This is a genomic window from Streptomyces sp. NBC_01431 (assembly GCF_036231355.1).
Classification (GTDB): Bacteria; Actinomycetota; Actinomycetes; order Streptomycetales; family Streptomycetaceae; genus Streptomyces.
In genome coordinates this window covers 4,182,669-4,197,749 of the sequence record NZ_CP109496.1, presented here as the reverse complement: position 1 = coordinate 4,197,749, position 15,081 = coordinate 4,182,669, and the positions used below count along the sequence as shown (strand labels likewise).

Below are 15,081 nucleotides of genomic sequence, written 5' to 3'. Positions count from 1 at the left end.
CTCGGCGATTAGAGCCGCGTCACAGTTGTCCCGTTAGGGGTTGCATCTTATTACCCACGGGTAGCATCATCGGAGCTACTTGCTGGTATTGATGTAACCGATCCTGCTTACGGAGCCGTCGCCATGGGGCACTACAAGTCGAATCTCCGCGACATCGAGTTCAACCTCTTCGAGGTGCTCGGACGCGACAAGCTGTACGGCACCGGCCCGTTCGGGGAGATGGACGTCGACACCGCCAAGTCGATCCTGGAGGAGATAGCGCGTCTCTCCGAGAACGAGCTGGCCGATTCCTTCGCGGACGCCGACCGCAACCCGCCGGTCTTCGACCCGGCCACCAACACCGCTCCGGTCCCGGCGTCCTTCAAGAGCTCCTACAAGGCGTTCATGGACTCCGAGTACTGGCGCCTGGGCCTGCCGGAGGAGATCGGCGGCACCGTTTCGCCGCGCTCGCTGATCTGGGCCTACGCCGAGCTGGTGCTGGGCTCCAACCCGGCGGTCTGGATGTACTCCTCGGGCCCGGCGTTCGCCGGCATCCTCTTCGAGGAGGGCAACGAGGCGCAGAAGAAGATCGCCCAGATCGCCGTCGAGAAGCAGTGGGGCTCGACCATGGTCCTCACCGAGCCGGACGCCGGCTCGGACGTGGGCGCCGGCCGCACCAAGGCCGTCCAGCAGGACGACGGCTCCTGGCACATCGAGGGCGTGAAGCGCTTCATCACCTCCGGTGAGCACGACATGGAGGAGAACATCCTCCACTACGTCCTCGCCCGCCCCGAGGGCCACGGCCCCGGTACCAAGGGCCTGTCCCTCTTCCTCGTCCCGAAGTTCCACTTCGACTGGGAGACCGGCGAGCTGGGCGAGCGCAACGGCGTGTACGCCACCAACGTCGAGCACAAGATGGGCCTGAAGGCGTCCAACACGTGCGAGATGACGTTCGGCGACCAGCACCCCGCCAAGGGCTGGCTGATCGGCGACAAGCACGACGGCATCCGCCAGATGTTCATGATCATCGAGTTCGCCCGCATGATGGTCGGCACGAAGGCCATCGCGACGCTGTCGACGGGTTACCTCAACGCCCTTGAGTACGCCAAGGAGCGCGTCCAGGGCAGCGACCTCTCGCAGTTCATGGACAAGGCCGCGCCGAAGGTGACGATCACTCACCACCCGGACGTACGGCGCTCGCTGATGACGCAGAAGGCGTACGCGGAGGGCATGCGCTCGCTGGTGCTCTACACCGCCTCGGTCCAGGACGCGATCCAGGTCAAGGAGGCCGCGGGCGAGGACACCAAGGCGCTGGTCGGCCTGAACGACCTGCTCCTGCCGATCGTCAAGGGCTACGGCTCGGAGAAGTCGTACGAGAAGCTGTCGTCCGAGTCGCTCCAGACCTTCGGCGGCTCCGGGTACCTCCAGGAGTACCCGATCGAGCAGTACATCCGTGACGCGAAGATCGACACGCTGTACGAGGGCACCACGGCGATCCAGGGTCAGGACTTCTTCTTCCGGAAGATCGTCCGCGACCAGGGCGCCTCCCTGAACGCGCTCTCCGAGGAGATCAAGAAGTTCCTCGCCGAGCAGCACGGCGGCCCCGAGGAGCTGGCGGGCTCGCTCGACTCGCTCGCCAAGGCGGCCGTGGACCTGGAGGCGATCGTCGGCACGATGATCACCGACCTGACGGCGACCGGCGAGGACGTCAAGAACATCTACAAGGTGGGCCTCAACACGACCCGCCTGCTGATGGCCTCCGGCGACGTCGTGGTCGGCTACCTGCTCCTGAAGGGCGCGGCGGTCGCCGCCGAGAAGCTGTCCTCCGCCTCCGCGAAGGACGTCCCCTTCTACCAGGGCAAGATCGCCGCCGCGAAGTTCTTCGCCGCGAACGTCCTGCCGGGTGTCGGGACGGCGCGTGCGCTGGCCGAGACGGTCGACAACTCCCTGATGGACCTGGACGAGGCGGCGTTCTAGCCCCCTTGGTGCGAGGGGCTCGGGGTGGTCGGACCCCGGGCCCCTTTCCCGTGCCCGGCCCGTCCGGGCGTCTCGGCTCGTCCGGCTCTCACCGAGGGGCGGGCGGGCAGCGGCGGCAGGCCCCGCAGGGCAGGTCCCTGGCTGGTCCGGGGCAGGCCGGGGCAGAGCCCCGGAGCAAAGGCGGGGCCGCCGCTAGGGTGGCTGGCATGAGCACACCGCCCCGCTTCGACCGCGGCCACACCGACGATCTGTTGACCTTCCTCGCGGCGAGCCCGTCGCAGTACCACGCCGTGGCCAACGCTGCCGCACGCCTGGAGAAGGCCGGGTTCCGGCAGGTCCAGGAGACGGAGGCGTGGGACGGCAGCCACGGCGGCAAGTACGTGCTGCGCGGCGGCGCCATCGTCGCCTGGTACGTGCCCGAGGGCGCCGAGCCCCACACCCCGTACCGGATCGTCGGCGCCCACACCGACTCCCCGAACCTGCGCGTGAAGCCGCAGCCCGACTCGGGGGCGTTCGGCTGGCGGCAGGTGGCCGTCGAGATCTACGGCGGGACGCTGCTCAACACCTGGCTCGACCGCGACCTCGGCATCGCGGGCCGCCTCACCCTGAAGGACGGCAGCCACCGCCTGGTCAACGTGGACCGGCCGCTGCTGCGCGTACCGCAGCTCGCCGTGCACCTGGACCGCTCGGTGAACACCGACGGGCTCAAGCTCGACCGCCAGCGCCACCTCCAGCCGATCTGGGGTCTGGGCGACGACGTGCAGGAAGGCGATCTGATCCGCTTCCTGGAGCAGGAGGCGGGCCTGGTCAAGGACGAGGTGGCGGGCTGGGACCTGATGCTGCACTCCGTGGAGCCGCCCGCCTACCTGGGCCGCGACCGGGAGCTGGTGGCCGGGCCCCGGATGGACAACCTGCTCTCCGTGCACGCCGGAACGGCCGCGCTCGCCGCCGTCTCGACGGCCGCCGCCCTCCCGTACATCCCGGTGTTCGCCGCCTTCGACCACGAGGAGGACGGCTCGCAGGCCGACACCGGCGCGGACGGACCGCTGCTCGGCAACGTCATGGAGCGCTCGGTGTTCGCGCGCGGAGGCACGTACGAGGACCGCGCCCGAGCCTTCGCCGGTACGGTCTGCCTGTCCTCCGACACCGGGCACGCCGTGCACCCCAACTACGCGGAGCGGCACGACCCCACGCACCACCCGCGCGCCAACGGCGGCCCCATCCTCAAGGTCAACGTGAACGCCCGGTACGCCACCGACGGCGCCGGACGCGCGGTGTTCGCCGCGGCCTGCGAGCGCGCCGGGGTGCCGTGGCAGACCTTCGTCTCCAACAACGCGATGCCCTGCGGCACCACCATCGGACCCATCACCGCGGCCCGGCACGGCATCCAGACCGTCGACATCGGCGTGGCGATCCTGTCGATGCACAGCGCGCGGGAACTGTGCGGGGCGGACGACCCGCACCTGCTCGCGAACGCGCTGACCGCGTTCCTGGCGGGCTGAACCGCCGTGTGTGTGAAGGGGATTGGCCGTTGCGGGTGCGGGTACCCGGAACGGCCAACCACTTTACGGAGGCGAGTTCCATGGGCCTGGGCGGCTGCATCATCCTCATCGCGGTGGGGGCGATCCTCACCTTCGCGACGGACTGGCACGCCAAGGGAGTCAACCTCGACATGGTCGGCCTGATACTCATGGCCGTCGGCATCATCGGCGTCGCCGTCTTCACCAGCGTGCTGCGGCGGCGCCGGGTGCTGCCGCCGACCGCCGTCGTCGAGGAGGAGCACCGCCACCACCTGGGGTGACCCGCGCCACCTCCGGCCGCTGAGGCCCCGGACGTGGGCCGACCCCCCTGGGCCCCGCGTATCCTCGACTGTCCGGGCCCTGACCAGGCCCGAGCAGACCAGGTACGGGGAGCAAGGGGGTACCGTCGCCGTGGAGTTCCGCGTCCTGGGAACAGTAGGCGTGGCGACGGAGGACGGTGCGTTCCTCCCGCTCGGTCCGGCCAAGCGCCGCAGCCTGCTCGCCATGCTGCTGCTGCGGCCCAACACCGCCGTCGGCGTCGACCGGCTCACCGAGGCCCTGTGGGACGAGGAGCCGCCCACCCATTCCCGTACCGTCCTCCAGGGCCACGTCTCACGGCTGCGGGCGCTGTTCGCCGAGCACGGCGCTGAGGCGTACGGCATCGAACTGGCCACTCAGGGACCGGCCTACGTCCTGCGGCTGCCCGAGACCCTGATCGACGCCCACCGCTTCGAGGAACTGGTCTCCCTCGCCCGCGGCCAGCGCAGCCCCGGCGACGCGGTGCTGATGCTGCGCGAGGCGCTCGCCCTGTGGCAGGGACCCGCTCTCACCGGCACCGTCACCAGCCCGCCCCTGCAAGCCGCCGCCCACACCCTCGAAGAGCTCAGGCTGGCCTCGGTGGAGGCGCTCGCCGAGGCCTACGGGAAGCTCGGCGAGCACGGCCGGGCCGCGGCCGTCCTGCGCACCGAAGCCGTCGCCCACCCCCTGCGCGAACCCCTCTCGGCCGCGCTGATGCTGGCGCTGAGCCACTCGGGACGGCAGTCCGACGCCCTCGATTGGTTCCACCGCACCCGACGCCTGCTCTGCGACGAGCTCGGCGTGGACCCCGGCCCGGTGCTCGCCGAGGCCTACGCCACGATCCTGCGGACCGGCACCCCGACCGGTCCGGCCAAGGCCGCCGAACTGCCCCAACTGTCCGATCCCGTACCGGACTTGCTGCCCCGCAGGCCCCGGGGCTTCACCGGCCGGCACGCCGAACTCCGCGCCCTCGACGCGGCCACGGCCGGCCAGTACGGCGCGATAGCCCTGGTCACCGGCGGAGCCGGGGTCGGCAAGACCGCGCTCGCCGTGCACTGGGCGCACGAGCGCCTGAGCGACTTCCCCGACGGCCGTCTCTTCGCCGACCTGTGCGGCTACAGCGACACCCCGGCCCGTCAGGTCACCGTCGTCCTGCGGGAGTTCCTGCTCGCACTCGGCGTCCCCGTGCAGCGAATACCCGAGACCGAGGCCGGGATGGGGGCGCTGTACCGCTCGCTGACCGACGACCGCCGGATGCTGGTCGTGCTCGACAACGCCCGCGACTCCGAGCAGGTCCGCCCGCTGCTGCCGGGCGGCGACCACTGCGTCACCCTGGTCACCAGCCGCGACCGGCTCGGCGGCCTGGTCGCCACCGACGCGGCCCGCCCGGTCCGCCTCGACGAACTCCCCGCCGCCGACTGCACCGCCCTGCTCGCCGCCGTCATCGGCGAGGAGCGCGTCGCCGCCGAACCCGCCGCGGCCGCCCGCCTGGCCGCGCTCTGCGACGGCCTCCCGCTCGCCCTGCGGGTGACCGCCGCCCGTCTCGCCGCCCGCCCCCAGTGGACCCTCGCCGCCCTGGTCGGCGAACTCGCCGACGAACAGCACCGGTTGGGGCTGCTGCGGGTCGAGGACACCGGGGTGGCCGCGGCCCTGCGGCTGACCGTGCAGCAACTGCCCGAACAGGCCCGCCGGATGTTCCGTGCGCTCGGCCTGCACACCGGCTCCGAACTCGACCGCTATACGGCCGCCGCGCTGGCCGGCTGCACCCCCGACCAGGCCGCCGCCGCCCTCGAACGCCTCGCCGCCGCCCATCTCGTGGTGGAGTCGGGCCCGCGCGGCCCCGCCCACTCCCGCACCAGGCCGGACTCGTACACGCTGCACGACCTGGTACGGCTCTACGCCCGTGCGCTCGCCCCCGAGGCCGACCCGGACGGGCTCGCCCGTCTCCTCGACCACTATCTGCACACCGGTCTGGTCGCGACCGCCACCGCCGAACCCGGCAGCCAGCCCTGCTTCGTGCCGCCCCCCGGCGCCCGCCGGCCGGCCGCGGTGCGCGAGTTCGAGGACCGCCAGGCCGCGCTCGCCTGGTACGAGGCCGAACGGGCCACCCTGCGCGGGGCGGTCGCCGCCGCCGTCGCCGCCTCCATGCACGACCGGGCCTGGCGGCTCGTCCTGCTCCAGTGGCCGCTGATCCTGTGGCGGGTCCGCGACGGCTGGGTCCCGCTGCTCGAACAGGCCCTGGAATCAGCGGAGTTGGAGCAGGAGCTCGACGCCCAGTCCCGCACCCGCGCGCTGCTCGGCTGGGTGCTGCACGAGGAGGGCCGCTACGACGAGGCGCTGGCCCAGCTGGAGAAGGCCCCCGACCTCGCCCGGCGGGCCGGCGACGTCACCAGCGAGGCCATCGCCCGCATCAACCTCGCGCTCATCCTCGTCCAGTACGGCGAGAACGACCGGGCCGGCGACCTGCTCGGCCATGCGCTGACCCTGGCGGGCCGGGTCGGCGACCGCTCCACCGAGATGCTCGCCCACCAGCACCTGGCCCGGCACTTCCTGGACGCCCGCGCCTTCGGCCTCGCCATGGAGCACTCCCGGCGCGGCCTCGAACTCGGCCCCTCGCCGGAGGCGATCCCGCGCCGGGTGCTGCTGCGCACCAGCTACGGCGAGGCGCTGGCCGGCCTCGGCCACACCGAGGAGGCACGCCGCCAGCTCACCGTCGCGGCTCGTGAGGCCGACGACCACGGCTACGAGGAAGGCGCGGCGGCGGCGCACGCCCGGCTCGGCGAGCTGCCGTCCCGCGTGACCGGTGGGGATCCGGGGGTCGGCCGCCATGGACGGGAGGGGCCCACGGGCCCCACTGCGGCGGCGCGTTAGCGGATCGGCAGGGGAGCCTGCGAGAGTGCCGCGCACATAGAGTCGCGGCACATATATTCGACTCATTCGACACGGACGGGGAGACGCGATGCGCAGGGGGAGGACCAGCTCGGGCCAGGCCTCGGCCGCCTTCGCCACGTTCGTCGTGCTGCTCGCCGCGCTCACGGGCTGCACGGACGGCGCGCCCACCACCACGCCCGGGACCGGCGAGACATCCGTGCGGTCCGGCACCCCGGCACAGGCGAGCGGCACCACGCGGACGCCGCCGTCCCCGGCCGCGCCCGCCCCGCCCACCCCGAGCGGCACGCCGCTGCCCTCCACCGGACCGGGCACCCCGCCCCCGGCCGGCCCGACCGCGGCCACCGCGTCGCCGGGCACCCCGGGCACGGACCCCCGGACGGGGCCGGGTGACGACGGCGGGGAGGACGCCCGCACGTACTGCCCGCCCACCGCGCTGTCGTTCACGTTCCGCATCGCGGGCGACGGCCCCGCCGGGCGGGGCCACGGCGCGGGCCCGGCCATGGGCGTCGCCGTCCTCACGGTCCGCAACAGCTCCGGGCACGCGTGCGTGCTGCACGGCTCGCCCGCGCTGACCCTCACCGACGACGCGGGCCGGGCAACCCTCACCTCCGCCCCGGCCAAGCCGTACGCGCAGGCCTTCGCACTGCACCCCGGGGCGAGCGGTGCGGCCCTGGTCCACTACACCGCGCGCCCGTGCCCGGACCGGGGATCCACGGTGCGGGTGACCCTGCCGGGCTCGGCCACCGCGAGCACCCTGCCGGTCCTCGACTCCCAGGGCCGCCCCGCGGTGCTGCCCCTGTGCGGACCGCCCCTGAGCATCGGACCGTTCAAGCCGGGGTTCGGGTAGGGGGCTTTGCCCGCGCCCCTTCGGGAGCACCTACCCCCCCCCACCGTCAGGTGCGGGGTGTCAGGCCGGGTCCATTCCGGCCAGTACCAGGGGCAGGCGACTCGCGCCGTCCAGGGACAGCTTGACCGGGACGCCCCAGTCCTGCTGGTGGACGTGGCAGGCGGGGTACTCGTTCGCCGGGTCGTCGTCGCAGGAGGCCGCCATCGCCGAGACGTGCAGCACGCCCTCGGCGACCTGCGGGTTCAGACTCAGCTCGCGCGCGAGATCCGTGCCCGTGCCCTCGCCCGCGAGCAGCAGCTCGGGAGGGGTCGAGGAGACGAGCAGCCGGGTGGAGGGACCGTAGCGGGTGTCCAGCTTCTGCCCGGCCGGCGCCTGGAACACCACGTCCAACTGGAGCCCGCCCGGGGCGACTTCGGTCGCCGCACGCTGGGTGCGGTGCGCCACGGCCTCGACCCGTACCGCCTCCTCGGGCAGCCGCAGCCGGGTCAGCCGGTGCCGCGCCGACTCGACGACCACGATGTCGTCGCCGACCAGCACGGCGGCGCTGGGCTCCCTCAAGTCGGTCGCGAGCGTGGTCACTTCACCGCTCGCCGGATCGAAGCGGCGCAGCGCGTGGTTGTAGGTGTCCGCCACCGCGACCGAGCCGTCGGGCAGCGCGGTGACGCCCAGGGGGTGCTGGAGCAGCGCCTGCGCGGCCGCCCCGTCACGGTGCCCGAAGTCGAAGAGCCCCGTACCGACAGCGGTGTGCACCGCGCCGTCGGCGTCGACGTAGCGCAGCGCCGAGGTCTCCGAGTCGGCGACCCAGAGCCGGTCCTCGGTGGCCGCGAGCCCGGACGGCTGCGCGAACCAGGCCTCACCGCCGGGCCCGTCGACCAGCCCCTCGTTGGTGGTACCTGCCGCCACCTCGACGGTCTTCGTCTGGGGGTCGTACGTCCACAGCTGGTGCACGCCCGCCATGGCGATCCACACCTTGCCGCGCCACCAGGCCACGTCCCACGGCGAGGACAGGTCCACTTCGAGCGCGGGTCCCGAGGTCGGCTGCCCCTGCCACCACTGCCTGCCCGTGCCGGCGAGCGGCTCGATGTCCCCGCTCGCCGGATCGAAGACCCGCAGCGCGTGGTGCACGGTGTCGGCGACCACGACCTTCCCGTCCGGGAGCAGCGCCAGCCCCTGCGGCTCCTTGAACTGCCCGTCCCCGCCGATCCGCCGCACGACGCTCTCCCCGTCCGGGGCGAGCTCGACCAGTTGGTGGCGGGTGGTGTCGGACACCAGGAAGTTCCCGCTGGGCAGCACGATCGCCTTGCCGGGAAAGCGCAGATCGGTGGCGACGGGCTCCGGCGGCACGTAGGGCCCGTCGCCGCGACGCAGCGTCCCCTTCGCGTCGTGCTCGGCCTCCAGCTCCTCCACCAGGCGCTCGATGGCATGAGCATGCCCCTCACCCGCGTGCTGGGCGACGATGTACCCCTCGGGGTCGATCACCACGAGCGTGGGCCAGGCCCGCACCGCGTACTGCTTCCAGGTCGCGAGCTCGGGATCGTCGAGCACCGGGTGCTCCACCCCGTACCGCTCGACGGCGTCCACGACGGCCTGGTGCTCGGCCTCGTGCACGAACTTCGGCGAGTGCACCCCGACGATGACCACGGTGTCCCGGTGCTTCTCCTCCAGCTCTCGCAGCTCGTCCAGGACGTGGAGGCAGTTGATGCAGCAGAAGGTCCAGAAATCGAGGATCACTGTGCGCCCACGCAGATCGGCGAGGCTCAGGTCCTTCCCACCCGTGTTCAGCCAGCCGCCCTTGCCGATCAGCTCGGGGGCGCGGACACGGGCACGGCGGGGCGCGGGCGCGGGGGTGGGCGCCGGGGCAGCATCGTTCATGGTTCAAGCTTGCCATCCCGGTATGAACACCCCGTGACGCAGTTCGGCGGGCCCCCGGGGCGGGCAGGGTTACCGCATGAAATACCTCGTGCGCGACAAGATCTTCGCCATCGGTGACGACTACTGGATCGAGACCGAGGACGGCCGTCAGGCCTTTCTCGCCGACGGCAAGGCCCTGCGGCTGCGCGACACCCTGGAGCTGAAGGACCCGTCGGGGCGGGTGCTCATCACGCTGCGGGAGAAGATGTTCAGCCTGCGGGACGCGATGACCATCGAGCGGGACGACGAGACCCTCGCGACCGTCCGCCGCAAGCGGCTGTCCCTGCTGCGCAACCACTACCGCGTCAGCCTGGTCGAGGGCTCCGAGCTCGACGTGACGGGCAGGATCCTGGATAGGGAGTTCACCGTCGAGTACGACGGCGAGCTGCTCGCGCACGTCTCACGCAAGTGGTTCCGGGTGCGGGAGACGTACGCGGTGAACGTCGTACGGGAGGACGCGGACGCGGCGCTGATGATCGCGGTGGTGATCTGCGTGATCCGCATGGACGAGAAGGAGCGCGGCCACGACGACTGACCCGTGTGCCGGGCCGGTGGCACTGCGGGGCCCGACGGCCAGGAGCCGCCGGCCACCCCGGCTAGCGCTTGGGCGGGTCCAGACCCAGCACCCGGTCCTTCAGCGCCGGGAACACCTCGCGGGTGTCGGCCACCTTCGCCGGGTCGAGGTCCACGGTGAGGATCTCCTCGCCGGGGCCGGCCTCCGCCAGCACCTCGCCCCAGGGGTCCACGACGATGCTGTGGCCGGCCTGCTCGACGCCCGCGTGCGTCCCGCCCGTGCCGCAGGCCAGCACGTACGCCTGGTTCTCGACGGCACGGGCCCGCGCCAGCAGCGTCCAGTGGGCGCGGCGCCGCTCGGGCCAGCCGGCCGGGATCACGAAGGCGTGCGCGCCGGCGTCGACCAGGCCGCGGAACAGTTCGGGGAAGCGCAGGTCGTAGCAGGTGGCGAGGCCCAGGGTGAGGTCCGGCAAGGCGGCGGTGACCAGGTGCTCGCCCGCACCCATCAGTACCGCTTCGCCCTTGTCGAAGCCGAAGCGGTGGATCTTCCGGTAGGTGTGCGCGGGCGTGCCGTCGGGCGAGAAGACGAGGGAGGTGTTGTAGAGGACCCCGTCGTCACCCCGCTCGGGAACGGACCCGGCGTGCAGCCAGACCCCGGCGTCGCGGGCCGCGTCCGACATCTCCCGGGCCGTCGGCCCGTCGAGTGCCTCCGCCTCGTCCGCGAAGAGTTCGTAGGCGAAGGCTCCGACCGTCCACAGTTCGGGGAGGACGACGAGATCGCTGCCCCGCTGTTCCCGGACGAGTGAACCGACGCGTCGACGCCGGGAATTGACGGACTCTTCGGGATTTACGTCGATCTGGATGAGCGAAGCGCGCACAGTACCACCGTCCTGGCCTTCGGGCCGTCAGCACTATGGGAAACAGCCTACGATCGTCACACCAAAGCACTGCCGGGGTGCCTGCGAGCAGCGTAACTTAGCCATCAAGCCTCCCACGCAGTCCCGCAGTCCCGCAGTCCAGCCCGCGTACAAAAGAACCGCCGAGGGGTCCCGTGACCGTCCATCCCAGCCTTCAGACCTACGCCGATGCCTGGACCCACTCCATCGAGGCGATATCGGAGCTGGTGCTGCCGCTCGTCGAGGGCGAGTGGAACCGTGCGACGCCGTGCCCCAACTGGTCGGTGCGGGACATCGTGTCGCACATCATCGGCATGGAGTGCGAGCAGCTGGGCGACCCCCGTCCCATCCACACCCTGCCGCGCGACCTCTTCCACGTACAGACCGAGTTCGCCCGCTACATGGAGATGCAGGTCGACGTGCGCCGGCACCACACGGCGCCGGAGATGACCTCCGAGCTGGAGTACACGATCATTCGCCGGGCGCGGCAGCTGCGCAACGAGAACCGGGATCCGGACACCAAGGTGCGGGCCCCCCTCGGCGCCGAGCAGACGCTGGAACTGGCGCTGCGGATGCGGGCGTTCGACGTGTGGGTGCACGAGCAGGATCTGCGCTGGGCCCTGAACAAGCCGGGGAACCTGGATTCGCCGGGCGCGTACGTGGCCCGCGACATCCTGCTGAGCACGCTGCCCCGGGTGGTCGCGAAGGACGCGGGCGCGCCGCCCAACTCGGCGGTGGTCTTCGACATCCACGGGCCGGTCGAGTTCCTGCGCACGGTACGGGTCGACGCGGACGGGCGCGGCACCATCGACGGCGCGCCCTCGCTGGGCCCGCTGGTCACCCTGGCCATGGACTGGGAGACCTTCCTGCGGCTCGCCTGCGGCCGGGTCCGCCCGCACGCGGTCGCCGACCGCGTCAAGGCGGAGGGCGACCAGGCGATGGCCCAGGCGATCCTGCGGGAGTTCGCGGTCACGCCGTAGGCGCCGCTCACACCGGGACGTGGACCGCCTCGACCCTGCTCGCCACCAGCCGGTCGCGCTCGCGGCGCTCCGCGCGGGCGCGCAGCCGCAGGATCTGGGTGAGGCCGAGCGCCTCCAGGAAGAACACCGACGAGAACGCGATCCGGTAATTGTCGCCGGTCGCGTCGAGCAGCACACCCACCGCGAGCAGCGTCGTCATGGAGGCCACGAAACCGCCCATGTTGGTGATGCCGGACGCGGTGCCCTGGCGTTCCGGCGGGTTGGCCGGGCGCGAGAAGTCGAAGCCGATCATCGAGGCGGGCCCGCACGCGCCGAGCACCAGGCACAGGGTGACGAGCAGCCACATCGGCGCGTGCGCGGCGGGGTAGGCGATGGTGGCCGCCCACAGCAGCGCGGTCGCCCCGACGGTGGCGAGCGCCAGCGGCAGTCTGGCCGCGTGGTGGCGGGCGATGAGCTGCCCGTACACCAGGCCCACGACCATGTTGGAGAGCACCACCAGTGTCAGCAGCGTGCCCGCCGTGCCGCGGCTCAGTCCCTGCGCCTCGACGAGGAACGGCATCCCCCACAGCAGCAGGAACACCATCGCGGGGAACTGGGTGGTGAAGTGCACCCACATTCCGAGCCGGGTCCCGGGTTCGCGCCACGCGGCGGCGATCTGGCGGCGTACGAACGCGGCACCGGCGTGGTGCGCCGGCGGCGGCTCGTGGCCCTCGGGGTGGTCACGCAGGAACAGCAGGAGCAGCACCAGGACGACGACGCCGGCGAGCGAGCTGCCCGCGAAGGTCTGGGTCCAGCCGACGCCGTGCAGCGCGCGGGCGATGACGAGGGTGGACACCAGGTTCCCGGCCATCCCGAACAGGGCGGCGACCTGCCCGATCATCGGTCCGTGCTTGGCGGGGAACCAGCGCGAGCCGAGCCGCAGCACGCTGATGAAGGTCATCGCGTCGCCGCAGCCGAGCAGGGCGCGGGAGGCGAGCGCGGTGGCGTACGAGGGGGACAGGGCGAAGCCGAGCTGTCCGACGGTGAACAAGGCGGTCCCGAGCACCAGGACCTTCTTGGTGCCGAGCCGGTCGACCATGAGGCCGACGGGTATCTGCATGCCCGCGTACACGAGCAGTTGGAGTATGGAGAAGGTGGACAGGGCCGAGGCGTTGACGTGGAAGCGGTCGGCGGCGTCGAGTCCGGCGACGCCGAGCGAGGTACGGAAGATGACGGCGACGAAGTAGACGCCGACGCCTATGCCCCACACGAACAGCGCCCGGCGTCCGCCGAGCGGTTCTCGGGTGCCCAGTGCGGCTGAGCTCATCGGTCGTCCCCCCTGACCAGCACCTTGACCCAGCTGAGGTGCTGGCGCACGCACTGCGCGGCGCGCTCGCCGTCGCCGTCGCGGATCGCGGCCAGCATCTCCTCGTGCTCGGCGATGTTCTTGGCGACGCGGTCGGGCTGGGCGTGCATGACGGCGACGCCCATCCGCAGCTGCCGGTCGCGCATCTGGTCGTAGAGCCGGGCCAGGATCTCGTTTCCGGCGTTGCGCACGATCTCGGCGTGGAAGCAGCGGTCGGCGACGGCGAGCGCCGCCAGGTCTCCGGCGGCGGCATGGGCCTTCTGCTCCGTGAGCAGTTCCTGAAGGCTCACCACGAGGCGCTCGGGCGCGGGTACGGCCCTGCGGACCGCGAACTCCTCGACGAGCAGCCGGGTTTCGACCACGTCGGCGGTCTCCTGCGCGGAGACGGCGAGCACGAGGGCGCCCTTCTTCGGGTAGAGCTTGAGCAGCCCCTCCACTTCGAGTTTGAGCAGCGCTTCGCGCACGGGCGTCCGCGAAACCCCGACCGCCTCGGCCAGCTCCCCTTCGGTGAGCAGCGTGCCGCCTTCGTAGCGGCGGTCGAGTACCGCCTGCTTGACGTGCATGTATACGCGGTCGGCAGCAGGGGGCTGCTTGATGGCGGGGGCCGGGGCGGGAGACATGCGCACAGGATAGATACAACAGGGGTGCATCAGGAAGACGCGTCCGGATCGCGGAACGAGCCGGGTGCGGGCGGGACTCCAGGGGTCTCCGGGTGTGCCGCTGCCCCCGGACGCACCAGGCGTCCGGGGGCAGCGGATCCGAGCGATTCGCAGGCGGTCAGCCCCGGTTCACGGCACGGCGGCGCAGCACCGTGTAGCCCGCCCCGCCCACGAGGGCGAGACCGGCGCCACCCACGAGGAGCGCCGACTTGTCGCCGGACTGGTCCTTGATCTCGGCACCGGCCGCGACGGCGCCCTTGGGCACGACCGAGGTCTGGCCGGTGTTCGCCGAGGGCGCGGCGGAGGGCGTCTTGGCGGGCGTGGTGGCGTTCAGCTTGCAGCCCTGGGGGAGCTTCGGGAAGTCCTGGATCGCGTACCGGGATCCGACGCCGCCCTCGACCTTGGTCTTGAGCTGCGGCGCCGTCGCGTAGGGGTGCAGGATCTCGGCGTAGATGCCGGCCGAGGCGGGCAGCTTGGGGTGGTTGCGGTCGAGCTTGCCGAGGCTGGGGACCGGGTCGCCGGGGCCGTCCTGGAAGGTGACGGTGGGGCCGCTCGGGCTCATGGTCATCACCGCGTCGGTGCCGGCGCCGATGGAGTTGGTCCGCGTGACGGTGCAGCTCTTGGCGGACGCGCCACCGACGGGCGGGGTGGTGGGCTTCGTCGCGGGCCGGCCCTTCGGCAGGGCGTACGTCTTGACGGTGCCGTCGGGAGAGGTGACCTTGACGCTCGGGGTCGCGCTCGACGCGTCGAGGAGCTGCGCCTTGAGCCCGACCACGTACTCCTTGGCGGTGTCGGTCGGCTGCTGACGGCTGACCCCGGCGATGACGCGTACGGCCCAGGCGTCACCCGGCTTCCAGTTCGGGCCCACCGCGCGGAACCAGGCCTCGGGGCCCTCGGGGCCGTTGCGCAGCACCGCGAGCACGCCGTGCGTGGCGTCCTTGTAGACGAGGACCTTCTCGCCGTCGTAACGGGGGTTGGCGGACTGGCCGGCGGAAGGCTGGGCCGCGGCCGGGGCCTCGGCGGTGGTGGCGGCGAACGCGGCCGCCGGAGCGAACAGGGCGCCGGCGAGAGCTGCGGTGGCGACGGCGGTGCGAAGGGCGAGGCGGCGGGAAGGGGTGTAGGTCGACATGAACGACTCCGTGAAGCAGGGCGGCCGGGCGGCCGGAGGAGGAAGAAGGAGAGGTTGCATGCCGCCTCCTCTGTCGGGTGGGGCCGCTGAGGCTGGGCGGGGCTGCAAGAAGAAAGCTATGGAGCACCTGTGCGAG

General features: G+C 72.1%; 12 protein-coding genes. 7 read left to right on the top strand and 5 right to left on the bottom strand.

What is annotated here, in order from left to right; translation table 11 throughout:
- The first annotated feature begins 123 nt into the window (after positions 1–123).
- The 5 genes from OG522_RS19275 (at position 124) to OG522_RS19255 (ending at position 7,512) form a co-directional block, all read left to right on the top strand.
- Complete coding sequence (locus OG522_RS19275; protein WP_329464221.1) at positions 124–1,956, top strand: acyl-CoA dehydrogenase; 1,833 nt, start codon at positions 124–126, stop codon at positions 1,954–1,956.
- A gap of 206 nt (positions 1,957–2,162) precedes the next feature.
- On the top strand, positions 2,163–3,458 hold the full coding sequence (locus OG522_RS19270; RefSeq protein WP_329464220.1) for a M18 family aminopeptidase: 1,296 nt from the start codon (positions 2,163–2,165) through the stop codon (positions 3,456–3,458).
- A gap of 80 nt (positions 3,459–3,538) precedes the next feature.
- On the top strand, positions 3,539–3,757 hold the full coding sequence (locus OG522_RS19265; RefSeq protein ID WP_329464219.1) for a DUF6458 family protein: 219 nt from the start codon (positions 3,539–3,541) through the stop codon (positions 3,755–3,757).
- 130 nt (positions 3,758–3,887) lie between these two features.
- Positions 3,888–6,644: an AfsR/SARP family transcriptional regulator gene (locus OG522_RS19260; protein ID WP_329464218.1), complete on the top strand. Its 2,757-nt coding sequence runs from the start codon at positions 3,888–3,890 to the stop codon at positions 6,642–6,644.
- Between the two features lie 88 nt (positions 6,645–6,732).
- Complete coding sequence (locus OG522_RS19255) at positions 6,733–7,512, top strand: DUF4232 domain-containing protein (protein WP_329464217.1); 780 nt, start codon at positions 6,733–6,735, stop codon at positions 7,510–7,512.
- A 60-nt stretch (positions 7,513–7,572) separates the two neighbouring features.
- Here OG522_RS19255 and OG522_RS19250 read toward each other — a convergent pair whose 3' ends face one another.
- Complete coding sequence (locus tag OG522_RS19250; protein ID WP_329464216.1) at positions 7,573–9,384, bottom strand: NHL domain-containing thioredoxin family protein; 1,812 nt, start codon at positions 9,382–9,384, stop codon at positions 7,573–7,575.
- 76 nt (positions 9,385–9,460) lie between these two features.
- On the opposite strand from OG522_RS19250, the gene OG522_RS19245 reads away from it, so the two are divergent.
- Positions 9,461–9,958 carry an LURP-one-related/scramblase family protein gene (locus OG522_RS19245; protein ID WP_329464215.1) on the top strand — a complete coding sequence of 166 codons (498 nt, stop codon included), beginning with the start codon at positions 9,461–9,463 and terminating at the stop codon, positions 9,956–9,958.
- Between the two features lie 61 nt (positions 9,959–10,019).
- Here the strand turns inward: OG522_RS19245 and OG522_RS19240 are convergent, their stop codons facing one another.
- Positions 10,020–10,814 (bottom strand): carbon-nitrogen family hydrolase, encoded by a 795-nt coding sequence (locus OG522_RS19240; protein WP_329464214.1) that lies wholly within the window; start codon positions 10,812–10,814, stop codon positions 10,020–10,022.
- Positions 10,815–10,987: 173 nt separating this feature from the next.
- Between OG522_RS19240 and OG522_RS19235 the strand changes: the two genes are divergently transcribed.
- Entirely contained in the window at positions 10,988–11,812 is an 825-nt protein-coding gene (locus tag OG522_RS19235; protein WP_329464213.1) for a maleylpyruvate isomerase family mycothiol-dependent enzyme, read from the top strand.
- Positions 11,813–11,819: 7 nt separating this feature from the next.
- On the opposite strand, the gene OG522_RS19230 is transcribed toward OG522_RS19235, so the two are convergent.
- The 3 genes from OG522_RS19230 to OG522_RS19220 all read right to left on the bottom strand — a co-directional run bounded on the left by OG522_RS19230 (position 11,820) and on the right by OG522_RS19220 (position 14,945).
- Complete coding sequence (locus tag OG522_RS19230) at positions 11,820–13,118, bottom strand: MFS transporter (RefSeq protein WP_329464212.1); 1,299 nt, start codon at positions 13,116–13,118, stop codon at positions 11,820–11,822.
- Positions 13,115–13,777, bottom strand: a complete 663-nt coding sequence (locus tag OG522_RS19225) for a GntR family transcriptional regulator (protein ID WP_329464211.1) — start codon at positions 13,775–13,777, stop codon at positions 13,115–13,117. Before OG522_RS19225 ends, OG522_RS19230 begins: the two co-directional genes overlap by 4 nt.
- A gap of 157 nt (positions 13,778–13,934) precedes the next feature.
- The gene (locus tag OG522_RS19220; protein ID WP_329464210.1) at positions 13,935–14,945 is read right to left on the bottom strand and encodes a hypothetical protein; all 1,011 of its coding nucleotides are present in this window, start codon (positions 14,943–14,945) and stop codon (positions 13,935–13,937) included.
- Between the last annotated feature and the right edge of the window lie 136 nt (positions 14,946–15,081).

What these genes read in the sequence shown, in the direction of transcription:
- OG522_RS19275 (WP_329464221.1), top strand. Translation starts at nt 124, where the DNA reads ATGGGGCACTACAAGTCGAATCTCCGCGACATCGAGTTCAACCTCTTC.
- OG522_RS19270 (WP_329464220.1), top strand. Translation starts at nt 2,163, where the DNA reads ATGAGCACACCGCCCCGCTTCGACCGCGGCCACACCGACGATCTGTTG.
- OG522_RS19265 (WP_329464219.1), top strand. Translation starts at nt 3,539, where the DNA reads ATGGGCCTGGGCGGCTGCATCATCCTCATCGCGGTGGGGGCGATCCTC.
- OG522_RS19255 (WP_329464217.1), top strand. Translation starts at nt 6,733, where the DNA reads ATGCGCAGGGGGAGGACCAGCTCGGGCCAGGCCTCGGCCGCCTTCGCC.
- OG522_RS19250 (WP_329464216.1), bottom strand. Translation starts at nt 9,384, where the DNA reads ATGAACGATGCTGCCCCGGCGCCCACCCCCGCGCCCGCGCCCCGCCGT.
- OG522_RS19245 (WP_329464215.1), top strand. Translation starts at nt 9,461, where the DNA reads ATGAAATACCTCGTGCGCGACAAGATCTTCGCCATCGGTGACGACTAC.
- OG522_RS19230 (WP_329464212.1), bottom strand. Translation starts at nt 13,118, where the DNA reads ATGAGCTCAGCCGCACTGGGCACCCGAGAACCGCTCGGCGGACGCCGG.
- OG522_RS19225 (WP_329464211.1), bottom strand. Translation starts at nt 13,777, where the DNA reads ATGTCTCCCGCCCCGGCCCCCGCCATCAAGCAGCCCCCTGCTGCCGAC.
- OG522_RS19220 (WP_329464210.1), bottom strand. Translation starts at nt 14,945, where the DNA reads ATGTCGACCTACACCCCTTCCCGCCGCCTCGCCCTTCGCACCGCCGTC.